Genomic DNA, 19,139 nt, shown 5'->3' with positions numbered 1-19,139 from the left:
CTGTACCAGCTCACGGGCAAACGACGGTAGTGCTTTAGAAAAGACACCCTAAAATGACTAAAGCCCGCTACCTTTCGGCAGCGGGCTGAAGTTTGCGTTAGCAGATCAAGAATTACTTGGTGATCTTGGTAACGCGACCTGCACCAACGGTACGGCCGCCTTCGCGGATAGCGAAGCGGAGGCCTTCGTCCATAGCGACAGGCTGGATCAGGGTGACGGACATGTCGACGTTGTCGCCAGGCATGACCATCTCGGTGCCCTCAGGGAGCTTCACAACACCGGTAACGTCGGTGGTGCGGAAGTAGAACTGTGGGCGGTAGTTGTCGAAGAATGGGGTGTGGCGGCCACCCTCATCCTTGGACAGGATGTAGACGGAGCCCTCGAACTCGGTGTGAGGGGTGTAAGCGCCTGGCTTAGCCACGATCTGGCCACGCTCGACGTCTTCGCGCTTGGTGCCGCGGAGCAGCAGACCACAGTTGTCGCCAGCCTCGGTGTAGTCGAGGAGCTTGCGGAACATTTCGATACCGGTAACGGTGGTGGTCTGAGACTTTTCCTTGATGCCGAGGATTTCAACTTCCTCGTTGACCTTCAGGGAGCCGCGCTCAACACGACCGGTAACAACGGTGCCACGGCCGGTGATGGTGAAGATGTCCTCGATAGGCATGAGGAATGGCTTGTCGGTCTCGCGAACTGGGTCTGGGATGTTGTCGTCACAAGCCTGCATCAGATCGAGGATGGACTGGGTCCACTTCTCGTCGCCTTCGAGAGCCTTCAGAGCGGAGATGTGGATGATAGGAGCTTCTTCGTCGAACTCCTGCTCACCGAGAAGTTCACGAACTTCCATCTCAACGAGCTCGATGATTTCCTCATCGTCAACCATGTCGCACTTGTTCAGAGCAACGAGGATGTAAGGAACGCCAACCTGGCGAGCGAGCAGAACGTGCTCGCGGGTCTGAGGCATTGGGCCGTCGGTAGCTGCAACAACGAGGATTGCGCCGTCCATCTGAGCTGCGCCGGTGATCATGTTCTTGATGTAGTCGGCGTGGCCTGGAGCGTCAACGTGTGCGTAGTGGCGCTTCTCGGTCTGGTACTCAACGTGGGAAATGTTAATCGTAATGCCACGTTCCTTCTCTTCCGGTGCCTTGTCGATGGCGTCGAAAGCGAAAGCCTGGTTGAGATCTGGGTAAGCGTCAGCCAGAACCTTGGTGATAGCCGCGGTGGTGGTGGTCTTACCGTGGTCAACGTGACCGATGGTGCCGATGTTTACGTGCGGTTTCGTGCGCTCGAACTTCGCCTTTGCCACTGTATGTCCTCCTGGACTTCATGGTGGCTACGACTCTCGCAGCCACATTTGGTGGTTTCCTCCTCCCGTAAATCTTCCATGAGTGGAAAGACCCGAGACTCGGATGGTTATTTCTGCCAGTTACATGATACTAGGGTGCATTGGGTTGTTTTTCAAACCCTCACGCTTACCCAGCTTTTCCTAAAGTAATGGCCAGTTCAGCCTCGCACGACATCGGTCGCGGCGAGGTTCAACAAGCCACTACTTTAGGCTCGCACCGAATTATAAAAGCTTGCTGTCGCCTGGCAAAAATCAGCCTGCTTTTTGGTGCGGCCGACGCTCACTCCCCCAGTTTTCCCGAGGAGAGGTGCGCGCCGACCTTTTGCCTAGAAACTAGGCGTTTCCGTTGCGCTCAGCGATGATCTCAGCAGCTACGTTGGTAGGAACCTCAGCGTAGGAGTCAAAGATCATGGTGAAGTTTGCACGGCCGGCGGTGCGGGAACGCAGGTCGCCGATGTAGCCGAACATCTGGGAAAGTGGAACCTTAGCCTTGACAACCTTGGCACCTGAGCGGTCTTCCATTGCATTGACCTGGCCACGACGGGAGTTCAGGTCGCCAATGACGTCGCCCATGTACTCCTCAGGGGTGGTGACCTCAACGGCCATCATTGGCTCGAGCAGAACTGGCTTTGCCTTTTCGACAGCGGCCTTGAGGGCCTGAGCGCCTGCAATCTTGAAGGCCATTTCGGAGGAGTCCACGTCGTGGTATGCACCGTCGACCAGGGTGGCCTTGATGTTCACGAGTGGGAAGCCTGCGAGGAAGCCGTACTGCATTGCGTCCTGAATACCAGCGTCGACAGATGGAATGTATTCCTTAGGAACACGGCCACCGGTGACGGCGTTCTCGAACTTGTAGATTGCGGACTCGCCCTCTGCCAGTTCCTCTGGTTCTGGCGCGTAAGGCTCGATGGTAACGATAACCTTTGCGAACTGACCGGAACCACCAGTCTGCTTCTTGTGGGTGTAGTCGAGGTTTTCCACGGTCTTGCGAATGGTCTCGCGGTATGCGACCTGTGGAGCACCAACATTAGCTTCGACCTTGTATTCGCGCTTCATGCGGTCAACGAGGACGTCGAGGTGAAGCTCGCCCATTCCGCCGATGACGGTCTGGCCGGTCTCTTCATCGAGCTTAACGGTGAAGGTTGGGTCCTCTTCAGCGAGCTTCTGGATGGCGGTACCCAGCTTTTCCTGGTCAGCCTTGGTCTTAGGCTCAATAGCAACCTCAATAACCGGATCCGGGAAGTCCATCGACTCCAGGATGATTTGGTCGTTGATGTCACAGAGGGTGTCACCGGTGGTGGTGTCCTTCAGACCGATAAACGCGTAGATGTTACCAGCCCGTGCTTCGTCGACAGGATTTTCCTTGTTGGCGTGCATCTGGAACAGCTTACCGATGCGCTCCTTCTTGCCCTTGGTGGAGTTAGCAACCTGGGCGCCAGGCTCAACGATACCGGAGTAAACGCGAACAAAGGTCAGCTTACCAAAGAATGGGTGAGCAGCGATCTTGAAGGCAAGAGCAGAGAACGGTTCATCAACAGAAGGCTTACGGATGAGATCAACAGCTTCGTCGCCCACCTTGTGGCCGTGAACTTCACCGATGTCCAGTGGGGTTGGCAGGTAGTCAATAACTGCGTCGAGCAGGGGCTGAACGCCCTTGTTGCGGTATGCGGTACCACAAAGAACTGGGTAAACTTCGGAAGCAACCGTCATCTTACGGATAGCAGCCTTGATTTCCTCAACGGTGAGCTCTTCTCCACCGAAGTACTTCTCCATGAGCTCTTCATCGGACTCAGCGACGGTCTCAAGGAGCTTCTCGCGCCACTCGTTGGCCTTGTCGACGAGATCTGCTGGGATCTCTTCGATGGTGGCAGGAGCACCAACCTCAACCTTGCCGCGCCAGGTCAGAGCCTGCATGTTGACGAGGTCGACAACGCCGTCAAAGTCATCTTCAGCACCGATTGGCAGTTGGAGAACCAATGGCTTTGCTCCGAGTCGGTCGATGATGGTCTGTACGGTGAAGTAGAAATCCGCACCCATCTTGTCCATCTTGTTCACGAAGCAGATACGTGGAACGTCGTACTTCGCAGCCTGACGCCACACCTGCTCGGACTGCGGCTCAACGCCTTCCTTGCCGTCGAACACAGCAACAGCGCCGTCAAGGACACGCAGGGAACGCTCAACCTCAACGGTGAAGTCAACGTGGCCTGGGGTGTCAATGATGTTGATCTGGTTTTCGTTCCAGAAACAGGTCACAGCAGCGGAGGTAATGGTAATGCCGCGTTCTTTTTCCTGCTCCATCCAGTCGGTGGTAGCGCCACCGTCGTGGGTTTCGCCGACCTTGCGGTTGATACCGGTGTAAAACAGAATACGCTCGGTGGTTGTCGTCTTACCAGCATCGATGTGGGCCATGATGCCGATGTTGCGAACCTTATTCAGGTCCTTAAGCACTTCTTGTGCCACAGTGGTTCCCCAACTCGTCTATCGTGGCGATTCTTTACCTGGGTTTACCGCGTCTTTGAGGCAAAGCAGCAGGCGAAAACCGCCGATGAATATAGTACTCGTTCAATTGTGCCATTAGTTGACGGTTTTCACAGCCCTAAAGGGGCAAGAAACCTGCTTTTGACTAATGGCTTGGGTGCGCAATGGCCCCGCCGCCGATTGTCGCCGGGACTAGCACGCCTGGTAATCAGGGATGCTAGCTTCGTCGAGGTACGGCGACAGGGCCATTGCTACGCTGCACAATTACCAGCGGTAGTGAGCAAACGCACGGTTGGCTTCTGCCATCTTGTGCGTGTCTTCGCGACGCTTCACGGAAGCGCCGAGGCCGTTTGCTGCATCGAGGATCTCGTTAGCGAGACGCTCGACCATGGTGTTCTCGCGACGCTGACGGGTGAAGGTCACGAGCCAACGCAAAGCCAAGGTGTTGGCACGGTTCGGACGAACCTCAACAGGAACCTGATAGGTTGCGCCACCAACACGACGGGAGCGAACCTCAAGGTCTGGCTTGATGTTGCCCAGAGCCTTTTCGAGGGTCAGCACTGGATCGGTGCCGGTCTTCTCGCGGCAAGCCTCGAGTGCGCTGTAAACGATGCGCTCTGCAGTGGACTTCTTACCGTCCAGCAGAACCTTGTTTACGAGCTGGGTGACAGTTTCAGAGCCGTATACCGGGTCTTTGACGACCGGGCGTACTGGCGCCTTTCCCTTACGCATTTACTTATCCCTTCTTTGCACCGTAGCGGGAACGTGCCTGCTTGCGGTCCTTAACACCCTGGGTGTCAAGTGCGCCACGCACGATCTTGTAGCGAACACCTGGGAGGTCCTTCACACGACCACCACGAACGAGCACCATGGAGTGCTCCTGGAGGTTGTGGCCTTCGCCTGGGATGTAAGCGGAAACCTCGATGCCGGAGGTCAGGCGCACACGGGCAACCTTACGCAGAGCGGAGTTAGGCTTCTTAGGAGTAGTGGTGTAAACACGGGTGCACACGCCACGGCGCTGAGGGGAACCCTTCAGTGCAGCGGTAGCGACCTTCGTGCTCTTATCATGGCGGCCCTTGCGGACCAGCTGCTGAATAGTAGGCATAGAAGTTCTTTCTATTGTGATGAGCTTTAGCTGTAGCCTTGGAAAAGTCGGTAGACAAACGAAAAAAGGGGCTCTTTCCGGGGCCGCTACCGTGGTTCTTCCATTGCACTTAGCGCTTCGCACCTTGTGAGCGGAGCAAATGCAAGGCTCCCAACATATGCATGTGGGACTAGTCAGTACACTACCGCATAGGGAGCCAATACTCCAAATCTCGTCATCTTCCTAAAACCTTTTGTAGAAGAGTGGCGGATTCTAGTGGTCGTGGAAACACCTGATTGTTGTGAGGTGTTTTCATGGGGTCGGTATGGGATCCTGATCCGGTTGTTGTTGACAGGTTTTCCAGCTTGGTACGAGCTGGTAGCTCGGTTCGCGCGGCAGCGCGTAGTACTGGGTTGCCTGATAGCGTGGCGTATGCGTTGGCGCACCGGTTGGCGCTACCTGTTCGTTCACGGGTTACTACGTCGTCTAAACAATACGAGCAGATTGCTTCGTTGTGGCTTCGAGGCTGGGCGCCGATGGATATAGTCCGTCACTGCCAGCTGGGCAGCTCGGTTGTCTACCGAGTGGGCATCGATCTGGGGTTATGGACGCGTAATCCTCATGGGCGGCGTGCTGCGGCAACCTCGCGCCGGTGTGCTTATTTGCAGCTTCGAATTGGTGCGTTAGGGCGAAAAGATGCCGCTGATGCGTGTGGAATTCATCTACGTGATGCGCGTGATATCGACAAAGGCGTCATCAAGGTGGGGCGGCAGCGTGTAGCGTTCATCCCGGATGGGCCGGATGCGGCCTTGTATAACAGGCTTATGCAGTTGCTTGACTATGTTGACGGCCGGCAGTCGTTGCCGATTGCTATCGTCCCCCAATCGCGTATTGATCAGCGGATTTCACCGCGTTATCTCTGTATTGAAGAACGTGAGCTTATTTTCGACTTGCATCGGCAAGGCTTCGGTGTGCGTGCCATCGCCCGGCGGTTAGGGCGCGCACCGTCAACGATCAGCAAAGAGCTACGCCGTAACCAGGATGATTTCGGCCTGTATTTACCCACCCATGCACAGCGCACATCAACGCTTCGCAGATTCCGGCCGAAAAAACGCAAGATCGACCTCGTCCCAGGTTTATGGGAGACCATCTTTGCCATGCTGCGTGACAAGCTCTCTCCGGAACAGATCGCAGGGAGGTTGCGCAAAGACTATCCAGACGATGACACTATGCACGTGTGTGCTGAAACTATCTACCAAGCATTGTTCTTCCAGGCTAAAGGCGAGTTAAAGAAAGAAATCGCAGCATGCCTGCGACAAGGGCGCACAGTGCGTAAACCTCGCGGGCAGCGTATCCCTCGGCGGCGATTTGTTGACCCTATGGTCATGATTTCCGATCGGCCAGCCGACGTAGAAGATCGAGCTGTCCCAGGGCATTGGGAAGGTGACCTCATCTTAGGTAAAGGAAACACATCAGCTATCGGCACCCTCGTGGAAAGATCCACCAGGTATGTCATGCTATTGCACCTACCCGATGGACATGACGCCGTAGCAGTAAGAAACGCACTGGTTGCAGCGATCAATGGGCTACCTGAGCATCTCAAAGGCTCGTTAACCTGGGATCAAGGAAGTGAAATGGCAGGACATAAATCGTTTACCATCGCCACAGATTGCCCGGTGTATTTCTGTGACCCAGCCTCACCCTGGCAACGCGGCAGCAACGAAAACACCAACGGGCTCCTACGCCAGTACTTCCCTAAAGGCACAGACTTAAGCGTCCACACCGCCGAAGACCTGGAATTCGTTGCCATGCAGCTCAACAGACGACCACGAAAAACACTCAACTTCGATACCCCCGCAGAACGCATGGCACAATTGCTAGACAAAGAAACCTAGACCGTGTTTCCACGACCACTAGAATCCGCCAGTCTATGTAAAGGGACGAAAACCCCGCTTCGCATCCCTCCCACCCACTGGGAGGTTGTTTACGCGAAGCGGGGTTTTCTCTATCTAAAGCAGACCGAGGGGCCTAGAAGCTCTCGTCTAGCGGAACGGATGCGCCGGTGAATTCACCGTATCCGTCATCACCGTAGATCGAATCACCGAAGTTGGAGATCGAGTACGGAGCCGAGTTACGCGCAGCTTCGGTCGGCTTGACCGAGATGTTGCGGTAGCGCGAGATACCGGTACCAGCTGGGATCAGCTTACCGATGATCACGTTCTCCTTAAGGCCGATCAGCTTGTCCGAACGCTTGTTGATAGCGGCGTCAGTAAGCACGCGGGTGGTCTCCTGGAAGGAGGCCGCGGACAGCCAGGACTCGGTCGCGAGCGAGGCTTTGGTAATACCCATGATCTCGGAGCGAAGCTCCGCAGGCTGACCGCCGTCGGCAATTGCCTGGGCGTTAGCTCGCTTTGCTTCGGACAGATCAACCAGGGTACCCGGCAGGAATTCGGTGGAACCGGATTCGATGACGGTACCACGGCGCAGCATCTGGCGGATGATGATTTCGATGTGCTTGTCGTGGATGGCCACGCCCTGGGCGCGGTACACGGCCTGCACTTCGTCGATAAGGTGCTGCTCCACACCACGTCGGCCGAGAACCTCGAGCACGTCGTGCGGGTCAGCTGGACCACGCAGCAGGCGGTCGCCTACGTTGACGCGGTCTCCTTCGCGCAGGGTGCGCTCGATCATGGCGTCTGGGTTGGATTCCATTGGAACCTTCACCATTGCCAAGCCCTGACGCTTGGACAGCTTCTCGTAGACCACGTTGTCCGAGCCATCTTCTGGCTCGATGGTCAGGGTGTAGAAGTTGCCCTCGTCCTCCAGGTGGACCTTACCTGCGACAGAAGCGATCGGAGCACGGTTCTTTGGAACACGGGCTTCGAACAGCTCCTGAACACGTGGCAGACCACCGGTAATGTCGCCACCGACACCACCCTGGTGGAAGGTACGCATTGTCAGCTGGGTACCAGGCTCACCAATCGACTGAGCAGCGACGATGCCGACTGCTTCGCCGATGTCCACCTGATGGCCGGAAGCCATGGACTTGCCGTAGCACTTTGCACACACGCCGGTGGCAGTCTGGCAGGTCAGCACGGAGCGAACCTTGACAATCTCTACACCGGCGTCAACCAGCGCGTCGATCTGCAGTTCGCCGAGGTCGGTGCCAGCAGCGAGCACCACGTCGCCGGCAGCGTTCGTTGCATCAGCAGCCAGAACGCGACCGGAAACCGAGGTCTCTACCAGAGAATGGCGGACGAACTTGTCGCCGGACTTCTCCGCGACTGGAACGCGGACGCCCTGACGGGTGCCACAGTCTTCTTCGCGAACGATAACGTCCTGGGCGACGTCCACGAGACGACGGGTGAGGTAGCCGGAGTCTGCGGTACGCAGTGCGGTGTCGGCCAGGCCCTTACGGGAACCGTGGGAGTTGTTGAAGTACTCGAGAACGGTCAGGCCTTCACGGAAGGAGGTCTTGATCGGACGGGTGATGTAGTCACCCTTCGAGTTCACAACCATGCCCTTCATACCGGCCAGGGTCCAGATCTGACGCATGTTACCTGCAGCACCAGACTTCACGATCATTGGAATCGGGTTGTCGTCCGGGTACAGATCCTCGACAGCCTTACCAACTTCGTCGGTGGCATCCTTCCACAGCTCAACCAGGCGGTCGTAACGCTCGCGGGTCGTGAGTTTACCGAACTGGAACTTCGTCTCGATCGTACGAGCTTCTGCTTCGTAGCGATCCAGCATTTCGTCCTTGTTTGGCAAGACCAGAACGTCAGACATGGTAATGGTCACGCCGGAACGGGTTGCCCAGTAGAAACCAGCGTCCTTCATCTTGTCCATGGTCTGTGCGACCGTGATCATTGGGTAACGCGCGGACAGGTCGGTGATGACGTCGCCGAGCATGATCTTGTCGGAGCCGCCGCCCTTACGAACCATCACACCTTCGAGGTATGGGTAGTTCCATGGCAGGAGCTCGTTGAACATGATGCGGCCTAGGGTGGTGTCAGCCATCCAGGTGTCGCCCTTGTTCCAGCCGTCTGGGAACTGCTCTGCCTCGATATCTGCAGGCGGACGCAGGTGGCTGATGCGCACCTTGATCTTTGCCTGCAGGCCGAGCACCCCACGGTCGTACGCCATGATGGCTTCCGCCATGGAGGAGTACACACCCTGTGCCGGACCGTTTTCGTCGGCTGGGCGGTACGCGCCCTGGCCGCCGAATTCGTCTTCCTTCTTATCGAGGGTCAGGAAGTACAGGCCGGTCACCATATCCAGACGTGGCATAGCCAGTGGCTTACCGGATGCTGGGGACAGAATGTTGTTGGAAGCCAGCATCAGCACACGAGCTTCCGCCTGGGCTTCTGCGGACAGTGGCAAGTGAACTGCCATCTGGTCACCGTCGAAGTCGGCGTTGAAGGCTTCACAAGCCAGCGGGTGCAGCTGGATTGCCTTACCTTCAACGAGAACAGGCTCGAAGGCCTGAATACCGAGGCGGTGCAGCGTTGGCGCACGGTTCAGCATCACTGGGTGCTCGGAAATCGCCTCTTCGAGGACGTCCCACACCTCTGGACGCTGGCGTTCCACCATGCGCTTCGCGGACTTAATGTTTTGCGCGTAGTCGTTTTCGACCAGACGCTTCATCACGAAAGGCTTGAACAGTTCGAGAGCCATCAGCTTTGGCAAGCCACATTCGTGCAGGCGCAGCTGAGGGCCGACGATAATTACGGAACGACCAGAGTAGTCAACGCGCTTACCGAGCAAGTTCTGACGGAAGCGGCCTTGCTTACCCTTGAGCAGGTCAGACAGGGACTTCAGTGGACGGTTGCCTGGTCCGGTGACCGGGCGGCCGCGACGACCATTGTCGAAGAGCGCGTCCACCGACTCCTGCAGCATGCGCTTTTCGTTGTTCACGATGATCTCTGGGGCACCCAGCTCGATCATGCGCTTCAAGCGGTTGTTGCGGTTAATTACACGACGGTAGAGGTCGTTCAGGTCGGACGTCGCAAAGCGGCCACCGTCGAGCTGCACCATTGGGCGAAGCTCAGGTGGGATCACTGGGATGCAGTCGAGAACCATGCCGGCAGGGTCGTTGCCGGAACGCTGGAAGGCCGCTACGACCTTCAGGCGCTTGAGCGCACGCATCTTCTTTTGGCCCTTGCCGTTGTTGATGATCTCGCGAAGCTCTTCAGCTTCAGCGTCGAGGTCAAAGCCACGGATAAGGTTCTGAATAGCTTCAGCACCCATGCCGCCCGTGAAGTAGTCCTCGTAGCGGTCGACGAGCTCGGTGTAGATGTTCTCGTCGATGATCATCTGCTTTGGTGCAAGCTTGACGAAGGTGTTCCAGATTTCATCCAGGCGATCGATTTCGCGCTCAGCGCGCTCGCGGATGTGCTGCATTTCCTTGTCAGCGGCATTTTGTACCTTGCGACGAGCATCAGCCTTCGCACCTGCTGCTTCGAGCTCAGCGAGGTCCTCTTCCAGCTTCTGCGCGCGCTCAGCGATCTCGGACTCCATGTCCGCCTCAACGTCCTTCTTCTCCAGGAGCATTTCTGCTTCCAGAGTGGTCAGGTCGTTGTGGCGTGCCTCGTCATCAACGCTGGTGATGATGTTGGCAGCGAAGTAAATGATGCGTTCCAGGTCCTTTGGTGCCAGGTCTAGCAGGTAGCCCAGGCGGGAAGGAACACCCTTGAAGTACCAGATGTGGGTTACCGGGGCGGCGAGCTCAATGTGGCCCATGCGCTCACGACGAACCTTGGACTTGGTGACTTCAACGCCACAGCGTTCACAGATGATGCCCTTGTAACGGACGCGCTTGTACTTGCCACAGGCACATTCCCAGTCACGCGTTGGACCGAAGATGCGTTCGCAGAACAGGCCGTCCTTCTCAGGCTTCAAAGTACGGTAGTTGATGGTCTCAGGCTTCTTAACCTCGCCCTTTGACCAGCGACGGATGTCGTCCGCAGTGGCGAGGCCAATGCGGAGCTCGTCGAAGAAGTTGACGTCGAGCACGTAACTCCCTTTCACCCCGAGGGGTTTTGTTGTGGGTTCTTACAAGTTTTCGGTTTCTTTTGCCCGCTGCGCTTATCGACGGCCATCTTGGTGTCGATAAGCGTCGCGGACCGTGAGTTACGCGATGTCGGCGTCGGAACGCTCGTCGCGAGACAGGTTGATGCCGAGAGAGGCACCGGCCTGGTCAAACTCGTCGTCGTCGGAAGTGCCCAGTTCCATTGGGGTGCCGTCTGCGGAAAGAACTTCCACGTTCAAGCACAGGGACTGCAGCTCCTTCAGCAAGACCTTGAAGGACTCTGGAATGCCAGGATCAGGGATGTTTTCGCCCTTCACGATGGCTTCGTAGACCTTCACGCGACCGACCACGTCGTCAGACTTGATGGTCAACAGTTCCTGCAGGGTGTAGGCAGCGCCGTAGGCCTGCATTGCCCACACTTCCATTTCACCGAAGCGCTGGCCACCGAACTGGGCCTTACCACCGAGTGGCTGCTGGGTAATCATGGAGTAAGGGCCCGTGGAACGAGCGTGAATCTTCTCATCAACCAGGTGGTGCAGCTTCAGGATGTACATGTAGCCGACCGAAACTGGGTATGGGAATGGTTCGCCGGAGCGGCCGTCGAAAAGCTGGGCCTTGCCGTTTTCGTCCACCATGACGTCGCCGTCACGGTTAGGCAGCGAGTTGGCGAGCAGACCAGCAAGCTCCTGGTTGGAGGCACCGTCGAATACCGGGGTTGCGGTGAGCGATCCAGCCGGCACGTCGTAGAGCTCCTCAGGCAGGGTCTGCAGCAGCTCTGCATTCTTTGGATCTTCTGGGTCGATCTTCCAACCTGCAGCAGCGAGCCAACCGAGGTGAACTTCGAGCACCTGGCCGATGTTCATACGGCGTGGCACACCGTGGGTGTTCAGGATGATGTCCACTGGGGTGCCGTCTGGCATGAATGGCATGTCTTCCTGAGGCAGGATCTTGCCCACAACACCCTTGTTGCCGTGGCGGCCAGCGAGCTTGTCGCCGTCCTGGATCTTGCGCTTCTGAGCCACGTAGACGCGAATCATCTCGTTGACGCCTGGAGCGAGGTCGTCGTCGTCTTCACGGGAGAAGCGACGAACGCCGATGACCTTACCGGTTTCACCGTGTGGCACCTTCATGGAGGTGTCGCGGACTTCGCGAGCCTTCTCGCCGAAGATGGCGCGCAGCAGGCGCTCTTCTGGGGTGAGCTCGGTTTCGCCCTTAGGCGTGACCTTGCCGACCAGGATGTCGCCGTCGCGGACGTCAGCACCGATGCGGACGATACCGCGCTCGTCGAGGTCCTTCAGGACATCTTCGGAAACGTTCGGGATTTCCCGGGTGATCTCTTCGGCACCAAGCTTGGTGTCGCGAGCATCGATCTCGTGCTCCTCGATGTGGATAGAGGTCAGGATGTCCTCTTCCACCAGGCGCTGGTTGAGAATGATGGCGTCCTCGTAGTTGTGGCCTTCCCATGGCATGAATGCCACGAGCAGGTTACGGCCAAGTGCCATTTCACCGTTGGCAGTACCAGGACCGTCAGCTAGGACCTGACCAGCTTCTACACGCTGACCCATGTCAACGAGTGGCTTCTGGTTGTAGGAAGTGCCCTGGTTGGTGCGCTGGAACTTGCGCAGCATGTAGGTATCGCGGATGCCGTCATCACCCATGATGGTGATGAAGTCAGCTGCCACGTTTTCGACGATGCCGGCCTTCTTCGAGATGATCAAGTCACCGGCGTCGTAGGCGGCGCGCTTTTCCATGCCGGTTCCCACGAATGGAGCTTCGGAGCGAACCAATGGCACCGCCTGACGCTGCATGTTCGCACCCATGAGGGCACGGTTAGCATCGTCGTGCTCGAGGAATGGAATCATAGCAGTTGCCACGGAGACCATCTGGCGTGGGGAGACATCCATGTAGTCGATGTCTTCGGCACCAACAATCTCAATGTCGCCGTTCTTCAGACGGACTGCGACGCGGTCTTCGGTGATCTTGCCGTTGGCGTCATGCTCGGTGGAGGCCTGGGCCACCACGTAGCGGTCTTCCTCATCGGCGGTCAGGTAATCGATCTGGTCGGTGAGCACGCCGTTTTCTACCTTGCGGTATGGCGTCTCAATGAAGCCAAATGGGTTCACCTTCGCGTAGGAGGACAGCGAACCAATCAGACCAATGTTCGGGCCTTCCGGAGTCTCAATTGGGCACATGCGGCCGTAGTGAGATGGGTGAACGTCGCGGACCTCGATGCCGGCGCGCTCACGGGACAGACCACCTGGGCCCAGAGCGGACAGACGACGCTTGTGCGTCAAGCCCGACAGGGAGTTGTTCTGGTCCATGAACTGAGACAGCTGGGAGGTACCGAAGAATTCACGAATAGCCGCGGAGACCGGACGAACGTTGATCAGCGACGTAGGAGTGATGGACTCGGCGTCCTGCGTGGTCATGCGCTCACGAACGACACGCTCCATGCGGGACAGGCCAACACGAACCTGGTTCTGAATGAGTTCGCCAACGGTGCGCAGACGACGGTTACCGAAGTGGTCGATGTCGTCGGTCTCAACCGGGATAACAACGCCGTTCGGCGAGGTCATCGTGGTCTCACCCGCGTGCAGACGCACGAGGTATTCGATCGTGGTTGCGATGTCTTCTTCGGTCAGGGTCATCAGACCCTCGTGGTCGCCACCGAGGCCGAGCTTGCGGTTGACCTTGTATCGGCCCACCTTGGCGAGGTCGTAGCGCTTCGCACGGAAGAATGAGTTATCCAGCAGCGACTGTGCGAGGTCGCGGGTCGGCTGCTCGCCTGGGCGCTGCTTGCGGTAAATCTCAAGCAGTGCTTCGTCGGTGTTTGCAACACCGTCGTTTTCCAGGGTGGACATCATCAACTCGGAGAAGCCGAAGCGTTCCTTGATCTGCTCGGTGGTCCAGCCGAATGCCTTCAGCAGGACAGTAACCGGCTGGCGACGCTTGCGGTCGATACGCACACCAACGGTGTCGCGCTTATCGACGTCAAACTCCAACCATGCGCCACGAGAAGGAATGACCTTCACTGAGTGCAGTGGACGTTCGGTGGACTTATCGATGGATTCATCGAAGTAGACACCTGGCGAACGCACCAACTGAGAAACAACAACACGCTCGGTGCCGTTGACGATGAAGGTGCCCTTGTCTGTCATCATTGGGAAGTCGCCAATGAAGACCGTCTGCGACTTGATTTCGCCGGTTTCATTATTGACGAATTCTGCGGTGACATACAGCGGCGCAGAGTAGTTGATGTCCTTGTCCTTGGACTCGTCGATGGAGTGCTTAACCTCTTCGAAGCGAGGCTCGGACAGGGATAGGGACATGTTTCCGGAGTAGTCCTGAATCGGGGACAATTCTTCCAGAATATCTTCAAGACCACTGGTCACTCGTTGGCCTTCACCGACTTCAGCTTGCATGCGTTCACGCCACTCAGGCGTGCCGATCAACCATGCAAACGAATCGAGTTGAAGGTCCAAAAGACCAGGGACCTCGATTGGCTCCGTTACCTTAGCGAACGAGTATCGCTTCGGAGCTCCAGGGATTTCGGCCATAGACTTGGTCTGGCGGGAGACTGCCAAGATGCGTCCTTCCAGCACCTCACGCGGTAGTAGCCCCTAATGTGGGTGGAGGCCACCGACCGCTATTATTTGAGCATTCGGTCTGCTTTGGGACTTTCAACCAGCGCACCACCCGGAACACGTCCAGATAGCACGGAATGACCTTGTCAAATCGGTTTTTTAACTCCGCTTGCCAAGGTCTTTCAAAAAAACTGGTCAAAAGATTCCAGTGCAACGAAACAGCCTATACAATTCTCCGCCAAAAGTAAAGCGTTATGAGTTAGTCAAACTGGGTGCACTCTAACACACAAACTAGGACGCTTTTCGACGCCCCACGCCGAACACGCCGAGCAACGCAACAATACTCACGACGAGCCCCACCCCAACCGCGACCTTATTGAGCAGCGCTATAGTCGATCCATCGTTGATACTCGCAGCTTGTTGCACTAGAGCTGCGCGATCAGTGTCGCTGAGCTGGGCGTCGAAAAGCAAGACCTGCTCCTTCTTCTCCCCTTTTGCTGTGCCGTAGAAATCGTCGAACTTCTCGTGGATGTCTACCACCATGCCGGTGTGCTGGTCAACGAAAATATCGCGGGTCCCGGAATGGAACAAGAAGCCCTTTTCGCCATCTTTAAAAGTGGTGGTGTTGAATGGGCCGGCATAACCTAGCGCGACATTCGTCGGTTCAATGTCTTGGTGGTAGCGGTACACCGTCCGGCCGTCAATCGATAGTTCTTCAGCAAAATTGGCTGGAACGGGCTTTCGCAGGGTGTCATCGAACACTTGATAAGTGATCTGCTCTGCGTTCGCCGGGAATTTTACCCACAAGGCGTCCACGGGAACTGAGCGAGTGGGGCTCGCGGGTTGGTCCGCCACCGTAGCCGGGGTGAGTGGCAGGCCAGTAAACCGGTCCAAGCGATAAGACCAGACTGACGCTGTAATTAAGCGGTCAAGATCCGCTTGCCGGCTCTCCCGCATCGTCGTTACCCCCATGCGCACAGTCACCGAATTAACATCCACTGGATCTTTGAACTCAGCATGAAGCTGTCGAGTAACGGGAGCATCCAGGACTCGCCCATCAGGGTCCTGGTTCAGACGAGTCTTCGCCTTCTCATCACGCAGCGAGTATGTAGTATGTTCCAAATCCAACGGCATGCGGCCATCAAAATGCAGGAAATGCGGCGCGAGGAGACCCCACGCAAGCAGCATCGCACCAAGGCCGAGAAGCAGCGCAGAAAGAATTCGGGACTTTGGGAGCATGCTGGCTATGTTACCTATTGGCGTTTATGCGCTCAGTGACAGCACCCTAATTAGCAGCACTAGCGTCGAGGCTGTTTCCCGGCCACGACGTCGAACCGAGGCGCCGATTGCCTTTCAAAATGCGCAAAGTTGCAGTCGCATTCAACGCGCAGTTGCTGGAATTGGTCAAAGAAAAACCCCGCCCACCAGAAAACCAGTGAACGGGGAATTCAAGCTATGAAAGCCAAGATTACTTGAGGGTAACCTTTGCGCCAGCCTCTTCGAGCTTAGCCTTTGCAGCCTCAGCGTCGTCCTTGTTAGCACCTTCGAGGATAGCCTTAGGTGCGCCCTCAACGAGCTCCTTAGCTTCCTTCAGGCCGAGACCGGAAACGATCTCGCGAACAGCCTTAATAACGCCGATCTTCTTTGCGCCTGCGTCTTCGAGAACGACGTCGAACTCGTCCTTCTCTTCTTCAGCAGCAGCGCCTGGAGCAGCAGCGCCAGCAGCAGCAACTGCAACTGGAGCAGCAGCGGTAACTTCGAAGACCTCTTCGAATTCCTTAACGAACTCAGAGAGCTCGATGAGGGTCATTTCCTTGAAAGCTTCGATGAGCTCGTCCTTGGTGAGCTTAGCCATGATGGCAAGTCCTTTCGTTTGTTTGACTCGTGTGAGTCAAGGTGAAGTTTTTGGTGTAGCGAATCTGCCGGTCGGCAGATTATTCGCCCTGCTTCTTTTCCTGCAGTGCAGCGCCGAGGCGTGCGACCTGGGAAGCAGGAGCGTTGAACAGGCCTGCAGCCTTTGCCAAGTTGCCCTTCATGGCGCCAGCCAGCTTTGCGAGAGTGGTCTCGCGGTTGTCCAGCTCGGCGATGGCGTCGACCTGAGCTGCGCTCAGTGCGTTGCCGTCCATGTAGCCACCCTTGACCACGAATGCCTTGTTGTCGGTGCCGAATTTCTTCAGCGCCTTAGCAGCGTCTACAGCTTCGCCCTGGATGAAGGCGACTGCGGTAGGGCCGGTAAGGAGATCATCAAGACCTTCAATGCCAGCTTCTTGAGCAGCCAGCTTGATCATGGTGTTCTTGGCGACGGAGTACTGAACGTCAGCGCCCAGTGCACGACGCAGCTCGGTGGTCTGAGCGACGGAGAGACCGCGGTACTCGGTCAATACGATCGAGTTAGCTGCCGCGAACTTTTCCTTCAACTCTGCCAGTGCAGCGGTGTTCTTTGCGTTTGCCATTACTTCGCCTCCTTCCTCATGTGTGATTACGTTGTCCGCCGGGACCTTTTACACAATGCAAAAAGCCCCGTGCAAGAGCACAGGGCACAACCTACATCATGACAATGAGGATGGACTCTCGTAACTCCTGCGTGGGCCGGCTCCCATTCGGGAAGCACCTTCGATCCCATTAGGGATGACCGACGGTCTTCGGTGAAACTTGAGCTGCGTCGACTAGCGACGCTTCAAACTTCGACTGCTTACTTTATAGCTCTCGAGGACAATCACCAAATCGCCACTACATGAGCGCTTATCGACGCCAGACTGGCACTACACCCGCAACTGGGCGAAGGGCTCGAATGGCAGGAGACGCACCACAAACCAGACTGCAGTCAAAACACCAACTACATGTGGCGACCATTTCCAACCAGTCCAGTTAGGCATTGTTTTCCCCAAAGTCTTCAGCAGCCAAGCCAACCATGCCCATAACAACAGCACTGTAAATAGGACGGCGAGTGCGTTGTAGCGCACGGCATCAGCGAAACGAAACTGAGTTAAGCATTGAATCATTCGCATCGCGCCACATCCGGGACAGTTAATCCCTAGTAGAGCCTTGGTTGGACAAACAGGAATGACCCCACCGGGCGTGGTGGGGTCAGCAGCAGCTATTGCCATGCAACTGCAGATTGCCCCGGTTCCAATAGCGATGGGAGCTAGTGGGGAATCGTGCAGGCTCGACATTAGGCGTTGGTGGCATCCATGCCAACGCCCATCGCAACCATAATTCCGTAAATGACGGAGAAAATGATACCGACGACTGCAGAAATAATCGCCCAGGTCTTGGCCTTCTTCGCAGCATCGCGAGCGCCTTCGTAATTACCCGCATCCCAGCGACCATTCACTTGCGACGCAAATACGATAGACACAATACCGGCTGGCAAACAACAGAAGATCGTGGAGAGGATTGCCCATACCAGGTAGTTGTTCGGCTTGGCACCCATTTCCTGGTAACCAGCGTCCGCCCCGGTTGGGAAGCTGCCTGCGGAAGAATAGGCGTTGTCGTAAGGGTTCGACTGCCCCTCAGTAGATCCATAAGGGTTTGCGTTGTCACGCGCTGGGTCGTTGTTAGCACCGGTTGGGTCAAATGGGTTCTGCGGGGTAGTCATTTGCTTTCCTTAAGCTCTAAACAAACAGTGAACAGTGACTATGCGACTTTAGCAAGTAACTTCTAGTTTCGCAGGGCAAATTTTACAGGGAGGAGAACACTAAACCCACCATCGCGCGTTGACCATTACTTTTATTAGCGGGCGGAATGATAACGATTTCACAACACCTGCCATAAAAATCTGAAATACCTGAATAGCAAAGCCGGGCCCGTCGATAAGTGGACGAGCCCGGCTAAGGTGCAGCTAGGGATTAGCCTGCGTAGTTCTTCTGTACGGATGGGTCAACTGGGACGCCAGGGCCGGTGGTAGAAGACAGGGTGATCTTCTTCAGGTAGATACCCTTTGCAGAGGATGGCTTCAAGCGCATAACTTCGTCGAGAAGTGCGCCGTAGTTCTCGGCCAGTTTCTCAGCGTCGAAGGAAGCCTTGCCGATTGCAGCGTGTAGGTTTGCAGCCTTGTCGACGCGGAAGGAGATCTTGCCGCCCTTGACGTCAGCGATTGCCTTAGCAACGTCGGTGGTGACAGTGCCAGTCTTAGGGTTAGGCATGAGACCACGTGGGCCCAGGACGCGAGCTACGCGACCAACCTTGGCCATCTGGTCTGGGGTTGCGATAGCAACGTCGAACTCGATGGTGCCAGCGGTGATCTGCTCGATCAGCTCGGAGGTACCAACGATGTCTGCGCCTGCAGCCTCAGCCTCGGTGGCCTTTTCGCCTTCAGCGAAGACAGCAACGCGAACAGTCTTACCGGTGCCGTGTGGCAAGGAGACGGTGCCACGAACCAGCTGGTCAGCCTTACGTGGGTCGACCCCCAGACGCATAGCAACGTCAACGGTAGCGTCGTAGTTCTTGGAAGATGTCTCCTTGATGAGCTTTGCAGCTTCAATTGGAGAGTAGATGCGACCGGCGTCGATAAGCTCGGCGGCGGCGCGGTAAGCCTTAGACTTCTTGCTCATTTGTTTTCCTTTGCGAAAATTGTGGTTTTAGCGGGCCGGAGCGGGCCCTGCCACGATGTAAGTCGGG

The 19,139-nt window shown here is 56.5% G+C and carries 13 protein-coding genes; 1 reads left to right on the top strand and 12 read right to left on the bottom strand.

Going from position 1 to position 19,139, the window contains the following annotated elements; translation table 11 throughout:
• Positions 1-112: 112 nt before the first annotated feature.
• The 4 genes from tuf to rpsL all read right to left on the bottom strand — a co-directional run bounded on the left by tuf (position 113) and on the right by rpsL (position 4,925).
• Positions 113-1,303, bottom strand: coding sequence for an elongation factor Tu (gene tuf / locus CEPID_RS01820; RefSeq protein WP_047239510.1), 1,191 nt, complete (start codon positions 1,301-1,303; stop codon positions 113-115).
• Between the two features lie 372 nt (positions 1,304-1,675).
• Positions 1,676-3,802, bottom strand: a complete 2,127-nt coding sequence (gene fusA, locus CEPID_RS01815) for an elongation factor G (RefSeq protein WP_047239509.1) — start codon at positions 3,800-3,802, stop codon at positions 1,676-1,678.
• Positions 3,803-4,084: 282 nt separating this feature from the next.
• Positions 4,085-4,552, bottom strand: a complete 468-nt coding sequence (rpsG, locus tag CEPID_RS01810) for a 30S ribosomal protein S7 (protein ID WP_047239508.1) — start codon at positions 4,550-4,552, stop codon at positions 4,085-4,087.
• Between the two features lie 4 nt (positions 4,553-4,556).
• Positions 4,557-4,925: a 30S ribosomal protein S12 gene (rpsL, locus tag CEPID_RS01805; protein WP_047239507.1), complete on the bottom strand. Its 369-nt coding sequence runs from the start codon at positions 4,923-4,925 to the stop codon at positions 4,557-4,559.
• A gap of 515 nt (positions 4,926-5,440) precedes the next feature.
• On the opposite strand from rpsL, the gene CEPID_RS01800 reads away from it, so the two are divergent.
• Positions 5,441-6,799 carry an IS30 family transposase gene (locus tag CEPID_RS01800; protein ID WP_456236251.1) on the top strand — a complete coding sequence of 453 codons (1,359 nt, stop codon included), beginning with the start codon at positions 5,441-5,443 and terminating at the stop codon, positions 6,797-6,799.
• Between the two features lie 133 nt (positions 6,800-6,932).
• On the opposite strand, the gene CEPID_RS01795 is transcribed toward CEPID_RS01800, so the two are convergent.
• The 8 genes from CEPID_RS01795 to rplA form a co-directional block, all read right to left on the bottom strand.
• A complete protein-coding gene (locus CEPID_RS01795; protein WP_047239505.1) occupies positions 6,933-10,919 on the bottom strand; it encodes a DNA-directed RNA polymerase subunit beta' in 3,987 nt (1,328 codons plus the stop codon).
• Positions 10,920-11,036: 117 nt separating this feature from the next.
• Positions 11,037-14,537: a DNA-directed RNA polymerase subunit beta gene (gene rpoB / locus CEPID_RS01790; RefSeq protein WP_158408008.1), complete on the bottom strand. Its 3,501-nt coding sequence runs from the start codon at positions 14,535-14,537 to the stop codon at positions 11,037-11,039.
• A gap of 273 nt (positions 14,538-14,810) precedes the next feature.
• Positions 14,811-15,758 carry a DUF3068 domain-containing protein gene (locus CEPID_RS01785; protein ID WP_047239504.1) on the bottom strand — a complete coding sequence of 316 codons (948 nt, stop codon included), beginning with the start codon at positions 15,756-15,758 and terminating at the stop codon, positions 14,811-14,813.
• A 229-nt stretch (positions 15,759-15,987) separates the two neighbouring features.
• Positions 15,988-16,374 (bottom strand): 50S ribosomal protein L7/L12, encoded by a 387-nt coding sequence (gene rplL, locus CEPID_RS01780; protein WP_047239503.1) that lies wholly within the window; start codon positions 16,372-16,374, stop codon positions 15,988-15,990.
• A gap of 79 nt (positions 16,375-16,453) precedes the next feature.
• Positions 16,454-16,972, bottom strand: a complete 519-nt coding sequence (gene rplJ / locus CEPID_RS01775; RefSeq protein ID WP_047239502.1) for a 50S ribosomal protein L10 — start codon at positions 16,970-16,972, stop codon at positions 16,454-16,456.
• A 309-nt stretch (positions 16,973-17,281) separates the two neighbouring features.
• On the bottom strand, positions 17,282-17,626 hold the full coding sequence (locus CEPID_RS01770; protein ID WP_236684275.1) for a DUF2752 domain-containing protein: 345 nt from the start codon (positions 17,624-17,626) through the stop codon (positions 17,282-17,284).
• Positions 17,627-17,691: 65 nt separating this feature from the next.
• Positions 17,692-18,117: a CD225/dispanin family protein gene (locus tag CEPID_RS13545; RefSeq protein ID WP_236684274.1), complete on the bottom strand. Its 426-nt coding sequence runs from the start codon at positions 18,115-18,117 to the stop codon at positions 17,692-17,694.
• Between the two features lie 250 nt (positions 18,118-18,367).
• On the bottom strand, positions 18,368-19,072 hold the full coding sequence (gene rplA, locus CEPID_RS01760; protein ID WP_047239500.1) for a 50S ribosomal protein L1: 705 nt from the start codon (positions 19,070-19,072) through the stop codon (positions 18,368-18,370).
• Between the last annotated feature and the right edge of the window lie 67 nt (positions 19,073-19,139).

The sequence above is a fragment of the Corynebacterium epidermidicanis genome (assembly GCF_001021025.1).
Lineage (GTDB): Bacteria > Actinomycetota > Actinomycetes > Mycobacteriales > Mycobacteriaceae > Corynebacterium > Corynebacterium epidermidicanis.
This window is presented reverse-complemented; position numbering and strand designations above follow the sequence as displayed.